The sequence below is a fragment of the Pseudomonas fluorescens genome (assembly GCF_018614655.1).
GTDB classification, from domain to species: Bacteria; Pseudomonadota; Gammaproteobacteria; order Pseudomonadales; family Pseudomonadaceae; genus Aquipseudomonas; species Aquipseudomonas fluorescens_BX.
The window spans coordinates 184,392-203,790 of the sequence record NZ_JAGGOG010000013.1; the positions used below are offsets into that span (position 1 = coordinate 184,392).

Sequence of the window (19,399 nt, forward strand, 5' to 3'; positions counted from 1 at the left end):
GCGCCTTAGATGAGCAGAAAGATCGCCGCCAATCCAGCGAAGATTGCCCATTTTTCCAGGTAGTAGCGTGTGCGATTGCGCTTTTTCAGCGCTTTGCCACGCAGGCGAATCTTGTACAGACGGGTAAAGGCGCGGTTCAGGCCGCCGGTCTTGTCGCCGGCATCATTGGGTGAACCCGCCGCGGCCATCACGTTACGGCTGAACCAGCGGTTGAATGCCGCCGCCCAGCGATACTTCATTGGCCGCTCGATATCGCAGAACAAAATGATCCGGTTATGCGGCGTGGTGTTTTCCGCATAGTGGATGTACGTCTCGTCGAACATCACCGGCTCACCGTCACGCCAGTAGTAACTCTCACCGTCGACATTGATGTAACAGCCCGGGTCATTGGGTGTATCCAGGCCCAGGTGGTAACGGTAGGAGCCGGCATACGGATCACGGTGGCGCACCAGCTTGGAGCCCGGTGGCAACTCGGCGAACATCGCCGCTTTGACCGAACCGATGCTTTGCAACAGCTCGGTGGTACGTGGGCACAGCTTCATGGCCGAAGGGTGGCTGTCGCCGTACCACTTAAGATAAAAACGCTTCCAGCCCGACTTGAAGAACGAGTTGAACCCCACGTCGTTGTACTGATCCGAGCGCTTGATTTCCCCTGCCCGCATCAGGTTCTGGCCTTCCTGGCGGATCTCTTCCCAATGCTCCTGCAGTGGACTCAGGTCCGGGAAATCACTGGGGGACAGATAAGGACGGCTGGGAAGCCTGGAGAACAAGTAGAGAAAGCAGTTCACCGGTGCCAGGAAGGTTGAGTGATCGCTTAGCTGACGGCCCAGTTTATGTCGCACCCGGCCACGCAGGTGTACATACGCAATGGAGACAACGTAGAGAGCAACAATAATGAGTTTCAAGGTAAGTCGTCACAAGTCAGGAGAGAACAGGCTGCTCCTGCGTGCCCACGACGGCCGAGGATTGAATAAGCAGCACCTGAAATCACATTTCACAAACGGGTATCACGTCCGGTTCGGTGACAATCCGGACGTGGCCATTGGCTGCTATTTTAGCCACACTTTGTAACCAAAGGTTAACTAAGAATTGTGAAAAGATGTCCAAACGCTTGGACCAGGCACTGCAAACAATCAAGGGCGGCAACGAGGTGAGAGGCCTTTGGCCTCCACCTGTCCCCACTTAAACCAGAGGCTGGTCATCCTTGTGATCATGCAGAGGAAGTCGATGGCCATCCTCTGCTAAACGGGGCTCGAGCTCACGTCGGGTCAGAATGAAATGGCGAACCAACGCTGCGATAATTCCCAATACCAATCCGATAACCACACTCAAGGCGATAACCAGGGTTTTTTTCGGCTTGATCGGGCTCAGCGGCTCTTGAGCCCGGCGGTCGATTGTCACGAGCTTCAAGGTGCTCATGTCGATGTTCAAGCTACGCAGTCGTGCCACTTCAGCACGCAACGGATCAACATCTTTCAGGAAGATGTCTTCATTCCCGCGTTTTTTCAGCACCTCAACCTCGCGGTTGGTATTGAGCAACTGCAACTCTTTACCGATTTCAGCGATGCGCGGGTTGGTGAAGTCATCACTGGTACGCTGCTGCAAGGCGGTGCGCTCGGCCTCCAACGCTTCGGTACCCATGAAGTACAACGGAATCTTCTGGTTGTTGACCTCGGTTCGCATGACCTGACTCGAGCCGCTGCGCGACGAGTCAGCCATGGACGATGGCGTTGTAGGGTTTTTTATGCCCATGGACTTGGCAATCGAAACCGCCTCAGCCAGTTCCGCCAGGCGGTTGGTGCGCTCCATTTTCATCTGCAGGCGCAGTGCTTTGAGCTCATCTTCCAACTGTGCACGCTTGAGGTTGTCACCCTCGAGCAGCTTGGCGATTTTCGACTCTTTGTCGGTGTCGTAGTTGGCGCGAGCGGCGTCGATCTTGCCCTTGAGTTCATTGAGGCGGTTGTTGACGATTACTTTGAGGTCGGCACCGATCTGATTGCGTGCCGAGGCAAGGGCATAGTCCACGAAGCCATTGAGAATCGCCACGCCATCAACGTCTTTGGGGTACTGCAACTCAAGACGCAGATAAGTGCTCAGGGAATCGACCTTTTTCGGGTCGGGCAACACCAGGTTGATGGAATTGCGATTGAACTCTTCAAAACTTTGTTCGAGGGTCTGGCCCGGCTTCTGAAACGGCTTGAACAGTACTTCGTTGGCTTTGAAGAAACCCAGGCGGGCCTCATAGGAGTCCAGCTCAGAACCCACCTTGGCCAACGCGTCCGGCGGTGGCAACTTGTAGACATCGGAGCGGTTGAGTGCATCCAGCTCATTGATCGCTGCCGGGCGTAACACACTGCTGACCTGATACTCCCGTGGCGCCAGGAAGGCATAGCCAACGCCCACAACCCCAGCAAGGACCGTGCAACCAATGATCAGTTTTTTTTGTCGCCAGATGGATTGAAACAGTTCAAACAGGTCAACTTCGTCTGATACAGCTTGAGCGTGGAGCTGGGGAGTTTTATTCAAAATCATTGCATCCTGGAAAGTTGATGCTCAACGCCTGGAAAGCAGCGCCAACTTGAGTAAATGATCAAAAAACAGGGACAACGCCCTGAGCATCGAACATGCGCGATCTACTGATGGCTATCAGACCACTCAGTCACCAGAAAAATCCCACGCGCTGCAGATTGTTTTCACGATCAGGTCCGACAATAGTCGTACCGCCTGTACGAGCGTAGACGAAGATCTGTGGCGCATTATCCCTACGCCATGTCAAAAGTAAGTTAAATACCTGCCAGCAAAGAGAAAAAACATAGGAATATGCTCAAAACGGGAAGCTTCGCACAAAATCGTTTTAGCGAGCCTGAATCAGCACTGAACAACACGACACGCTTATCAAAAGGATTTTGTATGCCATCGGTATCAACCCACGAAGAAATCTGCGCCAGCGAGCATGACCGGCAGCGGCTCCAAGGGGCCTGGGTACAAACCGCACTGGAGGACAGCGGCGTGCTCAACCCCGTCGATGAACACAGCGCGCCCGGTGCCGTGACCACCATCAGCGGTAACCAATTCCAAGTGGTGACACTCACCGGGGAAGTGCTATTGGCAGGCGCCTTTACGCTGGACGCCACGACAACACCCAAAACGATTGTCTGGGTGGATGCCATTGGGGCTGATGCCGGCAAGCGCCTGTCGGCAAGCTATCGCCTGGAGGGCGATCACTTCATCTTTATTGCTGCCGACGAAGGCATGCCAAGACCTACTCGATTCAGCACTACCCCAGGGCAAACCATGCGCACCTTCGTGCGCAAAGCGAGCGTCACGTTGAACACTTGATCGCCGTCAGGGTGTAGCACAAGGGCAATTGCGCCGGCTGGTGTTCATATTGGTCGTAGAGGTCCTCGCGATTGGAATGCGGGTACTCTTTCAGATGATTGACCTGCAGGCCGGCTGCGAGGATGCCGCCCACGATGTCCCCCATCGTATGGACGAACCAATAGGAGGGTGCCGTAGTGCACGCGGCCTCCCCTTCGTAAACAATGGCCTCCTGCTGTATGAACGGCTCACGCTGAAAATACGAACTGACAGGCAGCATCGGATTGACTGCCTGGGGGTCAAACATCTCTAGGTACGGGTGAGTTTCATAAATCACCAGAGTGCCGCCAGGCTTGAGCGTACGGGCGACATGGGCCATGAACAAGCCGATGTCCGGCATCCAGTTGAGTACGCCGATGGTGATCAAGGCGAGATCAAACCGGCTATGCAATTCTTCGGGCAATTGATGGATATCGGCTTCGATGAATTCCGGGCTGTGGGGCGACCCCTGTGCCAATTCACGAGCCTGCTGCACAAAGGCCTCGGATTGATCCACCCCCACGACCGCTATAGCTCCAAGACCGAACAGCGACAAGCTTTCACGACCATTGTTGCAGCCCAGTTGCACCACGTCCTTGCCCTTGACGCCGACGTCAAGCAACAAGGCGGTGAGCGTCGGGTCAAGCCGGGAGAAGCCGGCACTGCCAACCGAGTCGAGCAATGCTTGCCAATTGGCGGTGCCTTTATGATATTTGGCGGATTCGTTCCAGGCGTCCTTGTTGCTGGATATCGCCTGCTTGGCTGACAACCTGTCCATTGCATCTCCGAGTAGTCATTTACGATATAAAGAGGCTCGCTCTACACCGACAACCTCGCCCTCCTTGAGCCGGTAAAGCGTCATAACTGCAGGGCGAACGGACAAAAAGTATTCCAGCCCCATGAAATGTTCAACTGCCATCAATGATGGGACCAGAGAAAAGACAGCGGGTACTGATTTTTTCGATGCAAGTGCAGTGCTTTTGCAGGTAGTTGACCGAAATTAACCGGTGTCCCGCTGCCGGATGCGCCCCGCTTGCCGCCCTTGCCTTCCTCGCCATACAACTCACGCCTCACATATGCGACAATGCGCGCCAAATTCCAACATGCACCCCAATTTTCTGCTCAGCGACAGGGTTTCGCGCCTTGATATCGCTGTTGACGCATGCCCGCCGGCCCAGGTCCAGCAATGGTCCAAACGCTTTCGGCGCTGCTCGCATCCCATTGATAGGTAAAGTAATTGATCTCCACAGCTAACATCACCATGCAGTTCGGCGCCAAGCCGCTCTTCGAGAACGTCTCGGTCAAGTTCGGGGCGGGCAACCGGTATGGCCTGATCGGCGCCAACGGTTGCGGCAAGTCGACCTTCATGAAAATCCTCGGTGGCGATCTGGACCCTTCCGGCGGCCAGGTCATGCTGGAGCCGAACGTGCGCCTGGGTAAACTGCGCCAGGACCAGTTCGCCTACGAAGAATTCACCGTGCTCGATACCGTGATCATGGGTCACGAAGAGCTGTGGAAGGTCAAGGCCGAGCGCGACCGCATCTACTCGCTGCCGGAAATGACCGAAGCCGACGGCATGGCCGTCGCCGAGCTGGAAACCGATTTCGCCGAGATGGACGGCTATACCGCCGAATCCCGTGCCGGTGAACTGCTGTTGGGCCTGGGTATCGGCATCGAACAGCACAACGGTCCGATGAGCGAAGTATCGCCCGGTTGGAAGCTGCGGGTTCTGCTGGCTCAGGCACTGTTTTCCGATCCGGAAGTGTTGCTGCTCGACGAACCCACCAACCACCTGGACATCAACACCATCCGCTGGCTGGAAAACATCCTGACCCAGCGTTCGAGCCTGATGATCATCATCTCTCACGACCGTCACTTCCTGAACAGCGTCTGCACCCACATGGCCGACCTGGATTACGGCGAACTGCGTCTGTTCCCGGGCAACTACGACGAATACATGACCGTGGCGACCCAGTCTCGCGAGCAGTTGCTGTCGGACAACGCCAAGAAGAAAGCCCAGATCTCCGAGCTGCAATCCTTTGTCAGCCGCTTCTCGGCCAACGCCTCGAAAGCCAAGCAGGCCACTTCCCGCGCCAAGGCGATCGACAAGATCCAGCTGGCCGAAGTCAAGCCATCGAGCCGCGTCAGTCCGTTCATCCGTTTTGACCAGACCAAGAAGCTGCACCGCCAGGCGGTCATCGTCGATCGCATGGCCAAAGGCTTTGACGGCAAGACGCTGTTCAAGGACTTCAGCTTCCAGGTTGAAGCAGGCGAGCGTGTAGCGATCATCGGCCCGAACGGTATCGGCAAGACCACCTTGCTGCGCACCCTGGTCAACGAACTGAGCCCGGACGCCGGTACCATCAAGTGGACCGAAGCGGCCGAACTGGGCTACTACGCCCAGGATCACGCGTCGGACTTCGAAGACGAGTCCAACCTGTTCGACTGGATGGGCCGCTGGACAAAGGAAGGCGAACAAGTGGTTCGTGGCACTCTGGGCCGGATGCTGTTCTCCAACGACGAGATCCTCAAGTCAGTCAAGGTGATCTCCGGTGGTGAGCAAGGCCGCATGCTGTTCGGCAAGCTGATCCTGCAAAAACCAAACGTGCTGATCATGGACGAACCGACCAACCACTTGGACATGGAATCCATCGAAGCGCTGAACCTGGCGCTGGAAAACTACCCAGGCACGCTGATCTTCGTCAGCCACGACCGTGAGTTCGTATCGTCCCTGGCCACTCGCATCATCGAGCTGAGCCCAAGTGGCGTGACCGACTTCAGCGGCACCTATGATGATTACCTGCGTAGCCAGGGTGTGGTGTTCTAAACACATGAATAGCCTGTAGCCGCTGCCGACGTACGAGGCTGCGATGGGACCGGGGTCGCGCTCGACCGAAGCGGCCCCTTACGGCGGTCCTGCGGACCGCATCGCAGCCTCGTACCTCGGCAGCGGCTACAGATTTCGTGTCCATTAGAAATTAGTTAGCCTGCTTCCTTTTCCCTTCGCCTCACGCCATCATGCGCTCACCGCCCGCCCGCGAACGAGCTCCCATGCCCGCACCCCAGCCTGCCACCCCCACCTCACTGTCGATCACCCTGCAGATCGTCTCTATCGTTTTCTACACCTTTATCGCCTTTATCTGCATCGGCCTGCCCATTGCGGTGATTCCAGGCTATGTGCATGAACAACTGGGATTCAGCGCGGTAGTCGCCGGGATCACCATCGGTTCCCAATACCTGGCCACCCTGCTCAGCCGGCCCATGGCCGGGCGCATGTCGGACACTGTCGGGACCAAACGCGCGATTGTGCTGGGTTTGAGCGGAATTTTACTGAGCGGCGTGCTGACATTTGTCGCCACGTTGCTGGAAAGCCTGCCGTTGCTGAGCCTGAGCGTGCTGCTTGCGGCTCGGCTGCTGCTGGGCGTGGCCCAGGGCCTGATCGGCGTCGGGACCATCAGTTGGTGCATGGGACAAGTCGGCGTGGAGCACACCGCACGTTCGATTTCCTGGAACGGCATTGCCTCCTATGGCGCCATTGCCATTGGCGCACCACTGGGGGTGGTGATGGTTGCCGAATACGGCTACACCAGCCTCGGCATCGCTCTGTCGGTGTTGGCTGGCCTGGGCCTGCTGCTGATCCGTAACAAGCCGTCCGTGCCGGTGATACGCGGCGAGCGACTACCGTTCCGGGCAGTATTCGGACGCATTGCCCCCTTTGGCGCAAGCCTGTGCCTGGCATCGATTGGCTACGGCACCCTGACCACCTTTATCACCCTCTACTACCTGAGCCAGGGCTGGACGGGTGCCGCATACTGCCTGACGGTATTTGGTGTTTGCTTCATCCTGTCGCGGCTGCTGTTTATCTCCAGCATCAGTCGCTTCGGCGGCTTCACGTCCGCGATTGCCTGCATGACCCTTGAAACCCTGGGGCTGATACTGCTGTGGCTGGCGCCGTCCACCAGCCTGGCGCTGATTGGTGCCGGGCTGACCGGTTTTGGCTTGTCGCTGGTGTATCCGGCACTGGGCGTGGAGGCAATCAAGCAGGTGCCCAACAGCAGCCGGGGCGCTGGTTTGAGTGCTTATGCGGTGTTTTTCGACCTGGCCTTGGCGATTGCCGGACCGTTGATGGGGGCCGTGGCGCTGAATCTTGGGTATTCGTGGATCTTCTTCTGTGCAGCGTTGCTCTCGGTCACAGGCCTGGGCCTGACCCTGCTGCTCAAGCGTCGAACCTACTGATCCGCGGTCTGCATGCCGGCGCGCGTTTCCTGGCCGAGGGTGTGGCTGAAGAAGCGCCCAGCCTCGGAAATCAGGTCACGGTGAATGCCCTCGCGGTCGACACCATCGGCATCGGTGCACACTGCCGGCATAGCCGCCAGTTGATCGCTATCGCACGGCGCCATGAAGATGAAGTGCCCTGCCCCGGCCAACAGCTTGAAGTCCGGCGGCTCCGGTAGCTTGCGTGCCAAGGCGGCGGCATTCTTGTCCACCGCGACCAGTTTGTCGCCGTCGCCGCTGTAGAGCAGCACCGGCACATGCACGTCCGCCAGGGTGTGGCGACCGAACATCAGACTCAAAGGCGCCATCAGCATCAAGGCGTGGATCCGAGGATCAGCCTGGGGCTGCAAGTCATCACGGTCGACAATCAGCTCGCCCTGGGTAGTACAGGCATCACGGTCTTCCGGGCGTTGCTGGCAATAACGCCGCAACCGGTCCAGATCAGGCTTGGCACCCGCCAGGATCAGCGCTGTTTCACCGCCCGCCGAATAGCCAATCACGCCCACCTGATCAACGTTGACGAAAGGTGACAGCATCGGGTCGCCGAGGGTGGCGGTGATCGCTTCGGAAATCTGGATCGGCCGACCGTACAAATTGCTCAAGGTACCCAGGCGGCTGTGGTCCTTGTAGTTGTCGCCGGGATGCAGCACCGCCACCACCACAAAGCCCTTGCGCGCCAGGGAGGTGGCCAGGTCATGCAAGGCCAGCGGCGTACCGGTGTTGCCGTGGGACAGCATCAACATCGGAAAGCGGCCAATGGCGACCCTGGAATCCTCAGCGGCGGCAATGTGATAAGCACCCACCTGAGTGGAGGACTCGCCGCCGGTTGAAGGATAAAAGGCGATGGCCTTCATCGGCTGCAAATCCAGCGGATCGAGAAAGCTCATGCGGTGAAAGCCCACACTCCAATGAGGGTGCGGCGCGGGCGCGGCGTGCACTGAAACCACGCCGCCGAGCAACGAAAGAACCAAAACTGCACAAAGACGCATCATGGGGATGTCCACCTTTGCTGCGTGACCGCCTGCGTGTCTGTTGAAATCCCCATGGTTTATGGCACTCGGGCTCGGTGATAAACCCATGCGTGCATAACCTGGGCCAAACTGAAGACAAAAAAACTCCGTACTCCGGTCGCCTTCAGGCCACCAGAATACAGAGTTTAGGCGCCTCGAATCAGATTGATATCGAGGTGCGATGAACTTTACACAAGCCTTACGCAGCGGCGAACAATTGCTCGCTGATTTGCACGTTGGCATCGCTCATGGCTTTGCTGCGCAACTCTTCACCGTAGGCCAGGCCATGGGCGCGGACGAATTCGATGTCGGTGATGCCGAGGAAGCCCAGCAGCACTTTCAGGTAGTCTTCATGCGCCACGCCAGTGGCTTGGCCAGCGTGCAAACCGCCGGAGGTGGAGACCACAATCACCTTCTTGTTGCCACACAAGCCTTCAGGGCCGGCTTCGGTATAACGGAAGGTCTGGCCGGCCACCGCGATGCGGTCGATCCAGGCTTTGAGCTGGGTCGGAATGGTGAAGTTATACATCGGTGCAGCCAGGACCACAGCGTCGGCGGCGAGGAATTCGGCCAAGGTCCGCGCGCTCAGGTCGGCTTCGTGCTTTTGCACGGCATTGCGCAATTCAGCGGCAGTGCCGAGAGCCCCCAGGGTGGCGCCGGAGAAGTGATCGATGCCTTCGCTGGCCAAGTCGCGATAAGTGATTTCTACGCCCGGCTCAGCCGCTTGCCAGGCCTTGACAACACCTGCGCTCAACTGACGGGAAGCGGAGTTATCACCGAGGATGCTGGAATCGATATGCAAGAGTTTCATGGGGGATCTCCAAGTGAGGATCGCCACCGGGCGATCAATTGGCGATAATCCTACAGATGAAACCAATAGCTGATTAGTCGGATAAAATGCGATAGTTCGTTCCACTGACAGGACAATAGGCCGATCATGCAAGACCTCAATGACCTTTACTATTTCGCCAAAGTGGTAGAAGCCGGCGGCTTTGCCGCCGCCGGACGGATGCTGGGGATCCCCAAGTCACGGCTGTCCCGGCGTATTGCAGAGCTGGAAGAACGTCTTGGCGCACGCCTGCTACAACGCACCACCCGACAATTGACCCTGACCGCCGTTGGCGAACGTTACCTGCGCCATTGCCAGGCGATGCTGCTGGAAGCCGAGATGGCCGATGAAGCCGTTGCCAGCATGTCCAGCCAACCACGGGGGCGCTTGCGGGTGAGCTGCCCGGTGGCCCTGGCCCACGAGATTATGCCGAGTGTGGTGGCCGAGTTCCTGGCGACCTATCCGCAGGTACAATTGGAAATGATGCTGGTCAATCGTCGCGTCGACCTGATCGGCGAAGGCGTTGACGTTGCGCTGCGGGTACGAGAGTTGGGGGACGAAGACCCGCTGTTGGTGACGCGCCGTCTGCGCCAGGCGCAAACCGTGCTGGTCGCCACCCCTGAGTTTGTGCAAAACCACCCGGTCCATACCCCCCAGGACCTCAAGCGTCTACCGGTGCTGGGAGCCTTGGCGCCCGATCGAATGGTCCACCTGCGCATGCTTGGCCCCGAGGGCGAGAGTTGCGACCTTGTGCTGGAAGCGCGCCTGGGGATAGACGATTTCGTCGTGCGCAGAACCAGTGCCCTCGCCGGCTTGGGTTGCACGGTACTGCCGATGATGTATTGCGAACAGGAACTGCAAAGTGGTCAGCTCGTGCAACTGCTGCCCGAATGGTCGCTGCCGGGCGGCTGGCTGCAAGCGGTCTACCCTCATCGGCGCGGCGTGTTACCGGCGATACGGGCCTGGATTGACTTCCTGGATAAAGCGTTCAAAGGGTGCGGAGACCGACTGCTATGAGCATGAAAAAGATGAACGAGGAGGATGTCGCCCGCTTTTGCCTGGGCTTGCCCGGTGCACGGGAGGACTACAAATGGGGTGGTGTCCGAGTATTCTCGATTGCCACAAACAAGATGTTTGCCTTGCAGAACCTGCGGGGCGAGTCCCTCGCGTTCAAGGTCGACAAGGAACTGTTCCTGGGACATGTGGATCGCCCCGGCATTCATCCGGCGCCTTATCTGGCACGTGCGCAGTGGATCATCATGAATACGCCCTACCCGCTGGGCGCCGAGGAGCTGCGCGGCCTGTTGCAGCGCTCTCACCAACTGGTGGTGAGCAAACTGCCCAAGCGCACGCAGGTCGGCCTGCTCCTAGAACAACGACAGTAGCGTGCCGCCCAGAAACAGCTGATCGATCCAGAACACCTGGTGCAGCAGCACGATCAGCCAGAACACCACTTGGTACGACACTTTGCGGGTCTTGTGGCGAAACACTTGCTGGGCAATCAACGCGCCCGGCCAGCCGCCCGCCAGCTCAACCGCATGCAGGACGTTTTCCGGGGTGCGCCAGCTGTCCTCGCGGGCCTTGCGCTTGTCACTCCAATACAGGAAAAACGCCACGACGCTGACCGCGCCATAGGCCACCAGCGGGATCAACGAAACCCCGCGGTACCAAAGCAGTGCCGAGCCGAACAGCGGCACGGCACACAACAGCATGAACGCCAGGGCCTTTAAACGTAGATGCTGGATGTTGTTCATGGTCTTCACGCCTTGGCTGCTGTCCAATCAACCCAGCCGAACTGCCAGGTCGCCAGAATCACCAGGCCAAAGGCAATGCGATACCAGGCAAATGCCGCGTAGCTGTGGCTGGCAATGAACTTGAGCAGGCCCTTGACCGCGATCATCGCGAAGATGAACGAGGTGACAAAGCCAATGGCGAACACTGGCAGGTCATCGGGCTGGAACAGGTGACGGTACTTGTAGCCCGAATAGACCGCGGCACCGACCATGGTTGGCATCGCCAGGAAGAACGAAAACTCGGTGGCGGTCTTGCGCGACAGACCAAACAGCAGGCCGCCAATGATCGTCGAACCAGAGCGGGAGGTACCTGGAATCATCGCCAGGCACTGCGCAAAACCCACCTTGAGGGCGTCTTTCCAGGTGATCTCATCGACGGTTTCGGCATGTACTTCATGCTGCCGGCGCTCAGCCCACAGCATGATGATGCCGCCCACCACCAGGGCCGTGGCCACGGTGATCGGGTTGAACAGATACTGGTGAATCAGGTCAGCGAAAATCACCCCCAACACCACCGCCGGTAAAAAAGCGATCAGCAAGTTGATGGTAAAACGCTGGGCGTTGCGCTGAGTGGGCAAGCCCACGACCACATCAAGAATCTTGCGCCGAAACTCCCAGACCACCGCCAGAATGGCGCCGAGCTGGATAATGATGTTGAACGCCATGGCTCGCTCGCCACCAAAGTCGAGCAAATCGGCGACGATAATCTGGTGGCCAGTACTGGAGATCGGTAAAAACTCCGTCAGTCCTTCGACAACGCCAAGTATCAATGCCTGTGCGGCGGTCCAAAGATCCATGCTTCCCCCATAAGGTCATGCCTGCTGCATGCCTCGTTGATATTTTTTAATGGTTCACTCGCGAAGAGTGCACTGAAAACCAGTGCAAACAATCAACACCGAACTGCGAAAATTCCGTGAAAAATCAGGCAGGACTCAGGTTTTTTGATTCCGGGCCGAAAGCCTATCAGACACGCTCGATTTTCGCTTCGCGATATTGAAGCAGGGATGGATGCGGCACCAAAAATTATAAGAACACGGAGTGACAGGACCATGAACAGTTTGCGCACTATGTCGATCAGCCGCCGTCTTTGGCTGATCCTGATCGTCGCCGTGCTGATGCTGCTGACCCTGGGCCTGCTGATGCTCAAGCAGGTCCATGACGGCCTTTATCAGGCCAAGAGCCAACAAACCCAACACGTGGTGCAGACCGCCAATGGGGTCCTGGCCTACTACCACACCCTGGAAACCACGGGCGTGCTGACTCGCGATGCCGCGCAAAAACAGGCCTTGAGCGTGGTGCGTGGCCTGCGTTATGACCATGACGATTACTTCTGGATCAACGACCTGACGCCGGTGATGATCATGCACGCGGCCAACCCCAAGCTTGACGGCCAGAACCTGTCGGCCATTCGCGACCCGGACGGCTTTGCAGTGTTCAACGAGTTTGTCACCCTGGCCAAGGCCAAGGGCGCCGGGATCGTCAACTATCGCTGGCCGAAACCGGGAGCCGACGCGCCAGTAGAAAAGACCTCCTATATCCAGTTATTCGAACCCTGGGGCTGGATCATCGGCTCCGGCGTCTACGTCGATAACGTGCAGGCCGAATTTCGCGCTCAAGTATGGAAAGCCTCGGCGATTGGTTTGGGAATTGCCGTGATCATGGCCCTGCTGGTGGTGCTGATCGCCCGCAGTATTGCGCGTCCGCTGCAAGAGGCGGTTAACGCCATGGCCAATATCGCCAGCGGCGAAAGTGACCTGACCCGTAGCCTCGACACACATGGCCAGGACGAAGTTACCCAACTGGCCCGGCACTTCAATAGTTTCACCGCCAAGTTGCGTCAGGTGGTTGGGCAGTTGCAGAGCTGCGCCAATGCTCTGGGCCAGTCGTCCGCAGAGCTGGGCAGCAATGCCAGCCAGGCCCATGACCGCAGCCAGCAGCAGTCCCAGCAAATGGAGCTGGTGGCGACGGCCATCAACGAGGTCACCTATGGCGTGCAGGACGTGGCCAAGAACGCCGAGCACGCCGCCAGTGAAATGCGCGATGCCCAAGCCCAGGCTGAGCAAGGCCAAGTCAATATCGACGGCAGCCTGCGGCAAATCGATCAGCTCTCCGGCACCATCAACCAAGCCGTAGAGGTGATCCGCACCCTGTCCAGTGAAAGCACCCAGATCGGTGGTGTGCTGGAAGTGATCCGCTCCATCGCCGACCAGACCAACCTGCTGGCCCTCAACGCCGCCATCGAAGCGGCACGCGCCGGTGAACAAGGCCGCGGTTTTGCAGTGGTCGCCGATGAGGTACGGTTGCTGGCCCAGCGTACGCAAAAATCCACCGCTGAAATCCAGTCCATGATTGAGCGCCTGCAAGGCCACTCGGAGGCGGCGGTCAAGGTGATCAGCGACAGCCATCTGGCTTCGCAGTCGACTATCGAGCAAGCGGCCCAGGCCGGGGCCAGCCTGAACGCTATCGGCCAGGCTTTACGCAATCTCAATGGCTTGAATGCTTCGATTGCCAGCGCCACGTTGCAACAGGCCCACGTGGTGGAAGATATCAACCAGAACGTCACCCAGGCGGCCGGGCTTTCCCACAGCACCGCGTTGGCGGCTCAACAGTCCAGCGAGGCCAGTACGCACTTGAAAAACCTGAGCGAGCAACTGGATGGGTTGTTACGCCAGTTCAAGGTATGAGCGCACCCCTGCCTATAGGCATAGGTATCTGCACAACGCTTGATGCGGCGGTCATACCCGTTACGGCTAAGTTCAACTTCAAAGAAAGCTCCTACGCCCTTATCCGTAACTGCCGGTATCAATCACCCTTCCTGCATTTGGATCCCAATTGTAAACTCTCTTCACACCTCATCTAATCAATCGACACCCCTAGTCTGAATCGCGAATAGACCGGCGCAGAGCCTTCCCGCTCTGCGCTGCGGTCGCTGGGCCGGCTGTTAATACCTATAAAAAACGTCATAAACAGTAGAGGAACGTTTCGTGTCCGATGATCAATTACCCGACCCTGCCCACCTCGGCTACATACCCATCCCCGTTCCGGACATGGACCGATTGATGGAGCTGCGTGATGCATTGGTAGCGCTGAAGGGCCCGTTGGCCAATGAGCCTGGCTGGCGTGAGAACCTTCTCAAACGACTGCTCAACGCCGACACCGATGATCGGGTCCTCGGGAAGGTCAGCAAACCGCACTCCCGAATCAGTTGAATGCAAAATTACTGCATTTAACCTGCATTAATATGCATTGGCGGCGAATCGGACAGCTCGGCACACTGCGCCGGTTCCTCCCCCAAATGCAGGAACTTTCGAAGGGCTTTCCGGGAAACCAGATGAGCCCTTCTTTTTTGCCCTTTTTTCTCGTCTGGATCGTCTTTCAATGCTTGCTCGCTGGTTACCCGCTGCTATCAACACCCGCCCCGCCGAATGGAGCCGTGCCGCCCTGGGCATGGCCTTGGGCACCCTACTCAGCGTTTGGGTCTGTGCCCAAGTGTTTGGAATGGACGTTGCCTTGCATCTGGTTGGCCCTCTTGGAGCCTCGGCGGTGCTGCTGTTTGCCGTATCGTCCGGGGCGTTGGCCCAACCCTGGTCGATCATCGGCAGCTATTTATGCGCAGGCGTGATTGCGCTACTGGTGGCGCGGGTCCTGGGGCGAACACTGGGCAGTGCTTGCCTGGCCGCCGGCATGGCGCTGATCCTGATGTGCTGGCTGCGCTGCCTGCACCCACCAGCCGGGGCGCTGGCGCTGACGCTGGTACTGGCGGATCCGGCGACCATCGCCTTGCAATGGTGGGAAATCGGGCCGGTCATGCTCGGCGCCGGTACGTTGCTGCTGGCAGCCCTTATCTATAACAATTTGACGCGCACCCGCTACCCTAAAGGCGCAACTGAACCCACTGTGCAGGTCCACGAATCCTCCTCGGCGGAGAATCCCGCAATCTGCGCTGACGACCTGAAACTGGCGCTGGCAGAAATGGAACAGTTCTTTGACGTCACCCCCCAGGAGTTGGAGCAACTGATCCAGGCCAGTGAACGTCATGCCCGTCGCAGGAGCATAGGCGCCGTGCTGGCAAGTGCGCCTGAGCGCCGTTAGCCCGGAAAAGGCCTCGCTGTCGGCATTGCAAAAATGCACACCTGACCTGCACATATCAGCGTTGTACTTGGCAAATTTGCGCTGGTACGATCGAGAGAAGGTTCGTCCGCGAACATCTTGATAAAGAACAATAAAAGCAGGGAGTTAGAGATGACTGCTCAGGTTCCATCCGAGGCCGTTCACAGCCCCGGGATTCTTCAGGGCGACGTCCTCGCCGAAGTCCGCAACCATATCGGTCACCTGACCCTTAATCGTCCCGCTGGCCTGAACGCCATTACGCTGGATATGGTCCGCAGCCTCGCCGGGTATTTGCGAGCCTGGGCCGATGATCCGCAGGTGTATGCCGTTGTGCTGAGGGGCGCCGGTGAAAAAGCCTTCTGCGCCGGCGGCGACATTCGCTCGCTGTACGACAGCTACAAAAGCGGCGACAGCCTGCACGAAGACTTCTTCGTCGAGGAATACGCCCTCGACCTGATGATTCATCACTACCGCAAGCCCGTACTGGCACTGATGGACGGCTTTGTCCTGGGCGGCGGCATGGGCCTGGTGCAAGGCGCAGACCTGCGGGTGGTCACCGAGCGCAGCCGCCTCGCGATGCCGGAAGTCGCCATCGGTTATTTCCCGGATGTGGGCGGCAGCTACTTCTTGCCGCGCATTCCGGGTGAACTGGGGATTTACCTGGGGGTGACCGGCACCCAGATCCGCGCGGCCGACGCGCTGTATTGCGGCTTGGCGGACTGGTACCTCGACAGCGCGAGGCTCGTTGACCTGGACCGCAAGCTGGACCAATTGAAATGGCAAGACGCCCCGCTCAAGGACCTGCAGGGTGTCCTGAGCAAACTGGCCGTGCAGCAACTGCCCGATGCACCGCTGGCATCACTGCGCCCGGCCATCGATCATTTCTTTGCCCTGCCCGATGTCCCCAGCATCGTTGAACAACTGCAACAAGTCACCGTTGCCGACAGTCATGAATGGGCGCTGAGCACCGTCAAGCTGATGCAAACTCGCTCGCCCCTGGCCATGGCTGTCACCCTGGAAATGCTCCGGCGCGGGCGTCACCTGAGCCTGGAAAACTGCTTCGCCCTCGAACTGCACCTGGACCGCCAGTGGTTTGCACGGGGCGATCTTATCGAGGGCGTGCGTGCGCTGCTGATCGATAAGGACAAGACCCCACGCTGGAACCCACCGACACTCCAGGCGTTGGACGCCGCCCATGTCGAAAGCTTCTTCAGCGCCTTCGACCAGAACGGGAACTAAGCCATGCAAGATATTGAACTGACTGAAGAACAAGTCATGATCCGCGACATGGCCCGGGACTTTGCCCGTGGCGAAATCGCCCCTTATGCCCAAGCTTGGGAAAAAGCCGGCTGGATTGACGATGCCCTGGTGGCCAAGATGGGTGAGCTGGGCCTGCTGGGCATGGTGGTCCCGGAAGAATGGGGCGGTACTTACGTCGACTACGTGGCCTATGCCTTGGCCGTGGAGGAAATTTCCGCAGGTGACGGCGCTACCGGCGCACTGATGAGCATCCACAATTCAGTGGGTTGCGGGCCAATCCTCAACTACGGCTCAACAGAGCAGAAACAAACCTGGCTGGCGGACCTGGCCAGCGGGCAAGCCATCGGTTGCTTCTGCCTGACCGAACCCCAGGCCGGTTCCGAAGCCCACAACCTGCGCACCCGTGCCGAACTCAAGGACGGCCAGTGGGTGATCAACGGTACCAAGCAATTTGTCAGCAACGGCAAGCGGGCCAAACTGGCCATCGTGTTTGCCGTCACTGACCCGGAGCTGGGCAAGAAAGGCCTCTCGGCATTCCTGGTGCCCACCGATACCCCCGGCTTCGTAGTGGACCGCACGGAACACAAGATGGGCATCCGAGCCTCGGATACCTGCGCCGTCACCCTCAATCAATGCACAGTGCCTGAAGCCAACCTGCTGGGAGAGCGTGGCAAGGGCCTGACCATCGCCCTGTCCAACCTCGAAGGTGGCCGCATCGGTATCGCCGCTCAAGCCCTGGGCATTGCCCGAGCTGCGTTTGAAGCGGCACTCGCCTACGCCCGGGACCGCGTCCAGTTCGACAAGGCCATTATCGAGCACCAGAGCGTGGCCAATCTGTTGGCCGACATGCAAACCCGCCTGAACGCTGCGCGCTTGCTGATCCTGCATGCCGCACGGCTGCGCAGTGCCGGTAAACCGTGCCTGTCGGAAGCCTCCCAGGCCAAGCTGTTTGCCTCGGAAATGGCGGAAAAGGTTTGCTCGTCGGCGATGCAGATTCATGGTGGGTATGGCTATCTGGAAGATTATCCGGTGGAGCGTTACTACCGGGATGCACGGATTACTCAGATTTATGAAGGCACCAGCGAGATTCAGCGAATGGTGATTGCCAGGGAGTTGAAGAACTATCAGTTGTAAGAGGCGCACCGAAAAATACCTTGGAGACTCCCGTGCGTTGCTCGGGAGTACGACTATTCTGACAGCTCCTAGTGCCCAGTCTCGCCACACAGGAGGTGTGTCATGCACGCTGTTGAGCACCCGGTCCGCCTTGAGCGGATCACTCAGGAACGTTATATCCAGGCCCCCATCGAAGACGTCTACGACTACGTGACCCAGCCGGATCGTTGGCACGAGTGGCACCCGACATCACTGAGTGCCGAGACTGGCGTCAGTGGTTCATTGCCGGTCGGCCACCGCTTCACCGAAATCATCGACTTGCTGGGCGTGCGTATGCCCATGAGTTACCGCGTGCAAGTCGCCTCGCGCCCGCAGGAGTTCAAGACCGTATTCACCTCCCAGGCTGTGGATGGCTGTATTCACTACTTCTTGCAGGAGCATGACGGTGGAACCTTGTTCAAACGCGTCCTTTCCTACGAAACAGAGTTACAGCTGACCACGTTGCATGAGCGCATCGTCGCGTTATCAAACACGGCCCTGGACCGCCTCAAACAGCGCCTGGAAACGTCCTCCACCTGACAAAATCGGCCCTACAGTTCCTTAACTGACCAGCATTAGGGAGAATGCCCATCTATTGTTCCGCGCCTGATGAGATAACCGATGAAAACCACCCTTCGCCTGACCCTCCTGACGGCCCTGTTCATGAGCACGCTGGCCCAGGCCGCCGAGTTGATCCCGATCGATGTGCACCGTGATGCGAACTGCGGCTGCTGCAAAAAGTGGATTACCCACCTTGAAAACAACGGCTTCAAGGTCAATGACCATGTCGAAGCCAACATGAGCGAAGTCAAGCAGCGCCTGGGCGTAGCGCCGCGTCTGGCCTCGTGCCATACCGCTGCGATCGACGACAAGTTTGTTGAAGGCCACGTACCTGCCGAGCAAGTGCTGGCCCTGCGCAAACGCAACGACCTGCTCGGTGTTGCGGCGCCTGGCATGCCCATGGGCTCGCCGGGCATGGAGATGGACGGCATGAGCGACGCCTATCAGGTCATCGGTCTGACCCGCGATGGCAAAGACGTAGTGATCGCCGACTACCCGGCACACTGATTGATGCTGGCGGGTTACCTGGGGTTATTTTTCGCCGCCTTCGGAGCGGCGACGCTGTTGCCACTGCAATCGGAAGCTGTGTTGGTGGGCCTGCTGCTCAGCGGGCATTACAACCTGTGGTTGCTGCTGGCCATAGCAACCTTCGGCAACGTGCTGGGTTCGGTGGTGAACTGGTTACTGGGGCGTTCGGTTGAGCGCTTCAAGGACCGCCGCTGGTTTCCGGTCAGCACAGCGCAACTGGAGAAAGCCCGTGCCCATTACCTGCGCTGGGGGCATTGGACGCTGTTGCTCAGTTGGGTGCCGGTGATTGGTGATCCGCTGACGCTGGTGGCGGGTGTAATGCGTGAGCCATTGTGGCGCTTTTTGTTGATCGTGAGTTTGGCCAAGGGCGCTCGATACGCGGTCCTGGCACTGTTTGCCGTGAGTCAGTTTACAGGGCACTGAATGCAGGACTTCGCACCACTCGTCGCCACTGTCAATTCTAACAGCTAGACACCTCTGCCCTACCCAGCGTCCTATTTCCCTTGCCTATACGCGCCGTTTCA

20 protein-coding genes are annotated in these 19,399 nt (G+C 58.4%); 13 read left to right on the plus strand and 7 right to left on the minus strand.

The annotated features are described in order from the left end of the window. Positions 1-5: 5 nt before the first annotated feature. On the minus strand, positions 6-905 hold the full coding sequence (gene lpxO, locus J7E41_RS12835) for a lipid A hydroxylase LpxO (RefSeq protein WP_214993400.1): 900 nt from the start codon (positions 903-905) through the stop codon (positions 6-8). Positions 906-1,182: 277 nt separating this feature from the next. Continuing rightward, the gene (locus tag J7E41_RS12840; RefSeq protein ID WP_251029476.1) at positions 1,183-2,526 is read right to left on the minus strand and encodes an LPS O-antigen chain length determinant protein WzzB; all 1,344 of its coding nucleotides are present in this window, start codon (positions 2,524-2,526) and stop codon (positions 1,183-1,185) included. A 384-nt stretch (positions 2,527-2,910) separates the two neighbouring features. Here J7E41_RS12840 and J7E41_RS12845 point away from each other — a divergent pair, with 384 nt between their 5' ends. Further along, positions 2,911-3,339 (plus strand): TIGR03067 domain-containing protein, encoded by a 429-nt coding sequence (locus tag J7E41_RS12845; protein WP_214993402.1) that lies wholly within the window; start codon positions 2,911-2,913, stop codon positions 3,337-3,339. Here the strand turns inward: J7E41_RS12845 and J7E41_RS12850 are convergent. After that, a complete protein-coding gene (locus tag J7E41_RS12850) occupies positions 3,323-4,135 on the minus strand; it encodes a class I SAM-dependent methyltransferase (RefSeq protein WP_214993404.1) in 813 nt (270 codons plus the stop codon). The two genes, J7E41_RS12845 and J7E41_RS12850, sit on opposite strands and share 17 nt — an antisense overlap. A 459-nt stretch (positions 4,136-4,594) precedes the next feature. Here J7E41_RS12850 and J7E41_RS12855 point away from each other — a divergent pair, with 459 nt between their 5' ends. Continuing rightward, positions 4,595-6,184 (plus strand): ABC-F family ATPase, encoded by a 1,590-nt coding sequence (locus tag J7E41_RS12855; protein ID WP_169354637.1) that lies wholly within the window; start codon positions 4,595-4,597, stop codon positions 6,182-6,184. Positions 6,185-6,408: 224 nt separating this feature from the next. Then, entirely contained in the window at positions 6,409-7,593 is a 1,185-nt protein-coding gene (locus tag J7E41_RS12860) for an MFS transporter (protein WP_214993406.1), read from the plus strand. On the opposite strand, the gene J7E41_RS12865 is transcribed toward J7E41_RS12860, so the two are convergent. Both J7E41_RS12865 and J7E41_RS12870 read right to left on the minus strand, forming a co-directional pair. Continuing rightward, on the minus strand, positions 7,587-8,624 hold the full coding sequence (locus tag J7E41_RS12865; RefSeq protein ID WP_214993408.1) for an alpha/beta hydrolase family protein: 1,038 nt from the start codon (positions 8,622-8,624) through the stop codon (positions 7,587-7,589). The genes J7E41_RS12860 and J7E41_RS12865 overlap by 7 nt on opposite strands. 217 nt (positions 8,625-8,841) lie before the next feature. Next, positions 8,842-9,453 (minus strand): FMN-dependent NADH-azoreductase, encoded by a 612-nt coding sequence (locus tag J7E41_RS12870; RefSeq protein WP_214993410.1) that lies wholly within the window; start codon positions 9,451-9,453, stop codon positions 8,842-8,844. A gap of 126 nt (positions 9,454-9,579) precedes the next feature. On the opposite strand from J7E41_RS12870, the gene J7E41_RS12875 reads away from it, so the two are divergent. Together J7E41_RS12875 and J7E41_RS12880 are read left to right on the plus strand one after the other, a co-directional pair. Further along, positions 9,580-10,488, plus strand: a complete 909-nt coding sequence (locus tag J7E41_RS12875) for a LysR substrate-binding domain-containing protein (RefSeq protein ID WP_214993412.1) — start codon at positions 9,580-9,582, stop codon at positions 10,486-10,488. A gap of 2 nt (positions 10,489-10,490) precedes the next feature. After that, positions 10,491-10,856, plus strand: coding sequence for an MmcQ/YjbR family DNA-binding protein (locus tag J7E41_RS12880; protein WP_435304124.1), 366 nt, complete (start codon positions 10,491-10,493; stop codon positions 10,854-10,856). Here the strand turns inward: J7E41_RS12880 and J7E41_RS12885 are convergent. Both J7E41_RS12885 and J7E41_RS12890 read right to left on the minus strand, forming a co-directional pair. Next, positions 10,839-11,225 carry a DUF1294 domain-containing protein gene (locus J7E41_RS12885; RefSeq protein WP_214993413.1) on the minus strand — a complete coding sequence of 129 codons (387 nt, stop codon included), beginning with the start codon at positions 11,223-11,225 and terminating at the stop codon, positions 10,839-10,841. The two genes, J7E41_RS12880 and J7E41_RS12885, sit on opposite strands and share 18 nt — an antisense overlap. A 5-nt stretch (positions 11,226-11,230) precedes the next feature. After that, positions 11,231-12,061, minus strand: coding sequence for an undecaprenyl-diphosphate phosphatase (locus J7E41_RS12890; protein WP_214993414.1), 831 nt, complete (start codon positions 12,059-12,061; stop codon positions 11,231-11,233). 252 nt (positions 12,062-12,313) lie between these two features. On the opposite strand from J7E41_RS12890, the gene J7E41_RS12895 reads away from it, so the two are divergent. From J7E41_RS12895 to J7E41_RS12930, 8 genes are all read left to right on the plus strand, one after another. Then, the gene (locus J7E41_RS12895; RefSeq protein ID WP_214993415.1) at positions 12,314-13,948 is read left to right on the plus strand and encodes a methyl-accepting chemotaxis protein; all 1,635 of its coding nucleotides are present in this window, start codon (positions 12,314-12,316) and stop codon (positions 13,946-13,948) included. 300 nt (positions 13,949-14,248) lie between these two features. After that, the gene (locus J7E41_RS12900) at positions 14,249-14,473 is read left to right on the plus strand and encodes a type VI secretion system contractile sheath small subunit (protein ID WP_353049403.1); all 225 of its coding nucleotides are present in this window, start codon (positions 14,249-14,251) and stop codon (positions 14,471-14,473) included. 169 nt (positions 14,474-14,642) lie between these two features. Continuing rightward, positions 14,643-15,356, plus strand: a complete 714-nt coding sequence (locus tag J7E41_RS12905) for an HPP family protein (RefSeq protein WP_214993416.1) — start codon at positions 14,643-14,645, stop codon at positions 15,354-15,356. A 150-nt stretch (positions 15,357-15,506) separates the two neighbouring features. Further along, positions 15,507-16,613 carry an enoyl-CoA hydratase/isomerase family protein gene (locus J7E41_RS12910; RefSeq protein ID WP_214993417.1) on the plus strand — a complete coding sequence of 369 codons (1,107 nt, stop codon included), beginning with the start codon at positions 15,507-15,509 and terminating at the stop codon, positions 16,611-16,613. A 3-nt stretch (positions 16,614-16,616) separates the two neighbouring features. Continuing rightward, entirely contained in the window at positions 16,617-17,768 is a 1,152-nt protein-coding gene (locus J7E41_RS12915; protein ID WP_214993419.1) for an acyl-CoA dehydrogenase family protein, read from the plus strand. Positions 17,769-17,870: 102 nt separating this feature from the next. Continuing rightward, the gene (locus J7E41_RS12920) at positions 17,871-18,326 is read left to right on the plus strand and encodes an SRPBCC family protein (RefSeq protein ID WP_214993420.1); all 456 of its coding nucleotides are present in this window, start codon (positions 17,871-17,873) and stop codon (positions 18,324-18,326) included. Between the two features lie 81 nt (positions 18,327-18,407). Further along, entirely contained in the window at positions 18,408-18,854 is a 447-nt protein-coding gene (locus tag J7E41_RS12925) for a DUF411 domain-containing protein (protein WP_214993421.1), read from the plus strand. A gap of 3 nt (positions 18,855-18,857) precedes the next feature. Next, positions 18,858-19,298, plus strand: coding sequence for a YqaA family protein (locus J7E41_RS12930; protein WP_214993422.1), 441 nt, complete (start codon positions 18,858-18,860; stop codon positions 19,296-19,298). Positions 19,299-19,399 lie beyond the last annotated feature (101 nt).

Bases quoted from the DNA above. Each gene is read 5' to 3' on its own strand.
- J7E41_RS12845 (WP_214993402.1), top strand. From the start codon at position 2,911: ATGCCATCGGTATCAACCCACGAAGAAATCTGCGCCAGCGAGCATGAC.
- J7E41_RS12850 (WP_214993404.1), bottom strand. From the start codon at position 4,135: ATGGACAGGTTGTCAGCCAAGCAGGCGATATCCAGCAACAAGGACGCC.
- J7E41_RS12860 (WP_214993406.1), top strand. From the start codon at position 6,409: ATGCCCGCACCCCAGCCTGCCACCCCCACCTCACTGTCGATCACCCTG.
- J7E41_RS12865 (WP_214993408.1), bottom strand. From the start codon at position 8,624: ATGATGCGTCTTTGTGCAGTTTTGGTTCTTTCGTTGCTCGGCGGCGTG.
- J7E41_RS12870 (WP_214993410.1), bottom strand. From the start codon at position 9,453: ATGAAACTCTTGCATATCGATTCCAGCATCCTCGGTGATAACTCCGCT.
- J7E41_RS12875 (WP_214993412.1), top strand. From the start codon at position 9,580: ATGCAAGACCTCAATGACCTTTACTATTTCGCCAAAGTGGTAGAAGCC.
- J7E41_RS12880 (WP_435304124.1), top strand. From the start codon at position 10,491: ATGAAAAAGATGAACGAGGAGGATGTCGCCCGCTTTTGCCTGGGCTTG.
- J7E41_RS12885 (WP_214993413.1), bottom strand. From the start codon at position 11,225: ATGAACAACATCCAGCATCTACGTTTAAAGGCCCTGGCGTTCATGCTG.
- J7E41_RS12890 (WP_214993414.1), bottom strand. From the start codon at position 12,061: ATGGATCTTTGGACCGCCGCACAGGCATTGATACTTGGCGTTGTCGAA.
- J7E41_RS12895 (WP_214993415.1), top strand. From the start codon at position 12,314: ATGAACAGTTTGCGCACTATGTCGATCAGCCGCCGTCTTTGGCTGATC.
- J7E41_RS12905 (WP_214993416.1), top strand. From the start codon at position 14,643: ATGCTTGCTCGCTGGTTACCCGCTGCTATCAACACCCGCCCCGCCGAA.
- J7E41_RS12910 (WP_214993417.1), top strand. From the start codon at position 15,507: ATGACTGCTCAGGTTCCATCCGAGGCCGTTCACAGCCCCGGGATTCTT.
- J7E41_RS12915 (WP_214993419.1), top strand. From the start codon at position 16,617: ATGCAAGATATTGAACTGACTGAAGAACAAGTCATGATCCGCGACATG.
- J7E41_RS12920 (WP_214993420.1), top strand. From the start codon at position 17,871: ATGCACGCTGTTGAGCACCCGGTCCGCCTTGAGCGGATCACTCAGGAA.
- J7E41_RS12925 (WP_214993421.1), top strand. From the start codon at position 18,408: ATGAAAACCACCCTTCGCCTGACCCTCCTGACGGCCCTGTTCATGAGC.
- J7E41_RS12930 (WP_214993422.1), top strand. From the start codon at position 18,858: ATGCTGGCGGGTTACCTGGGGTTATTTTTCGCCGCCTTCGGAGCGGCG.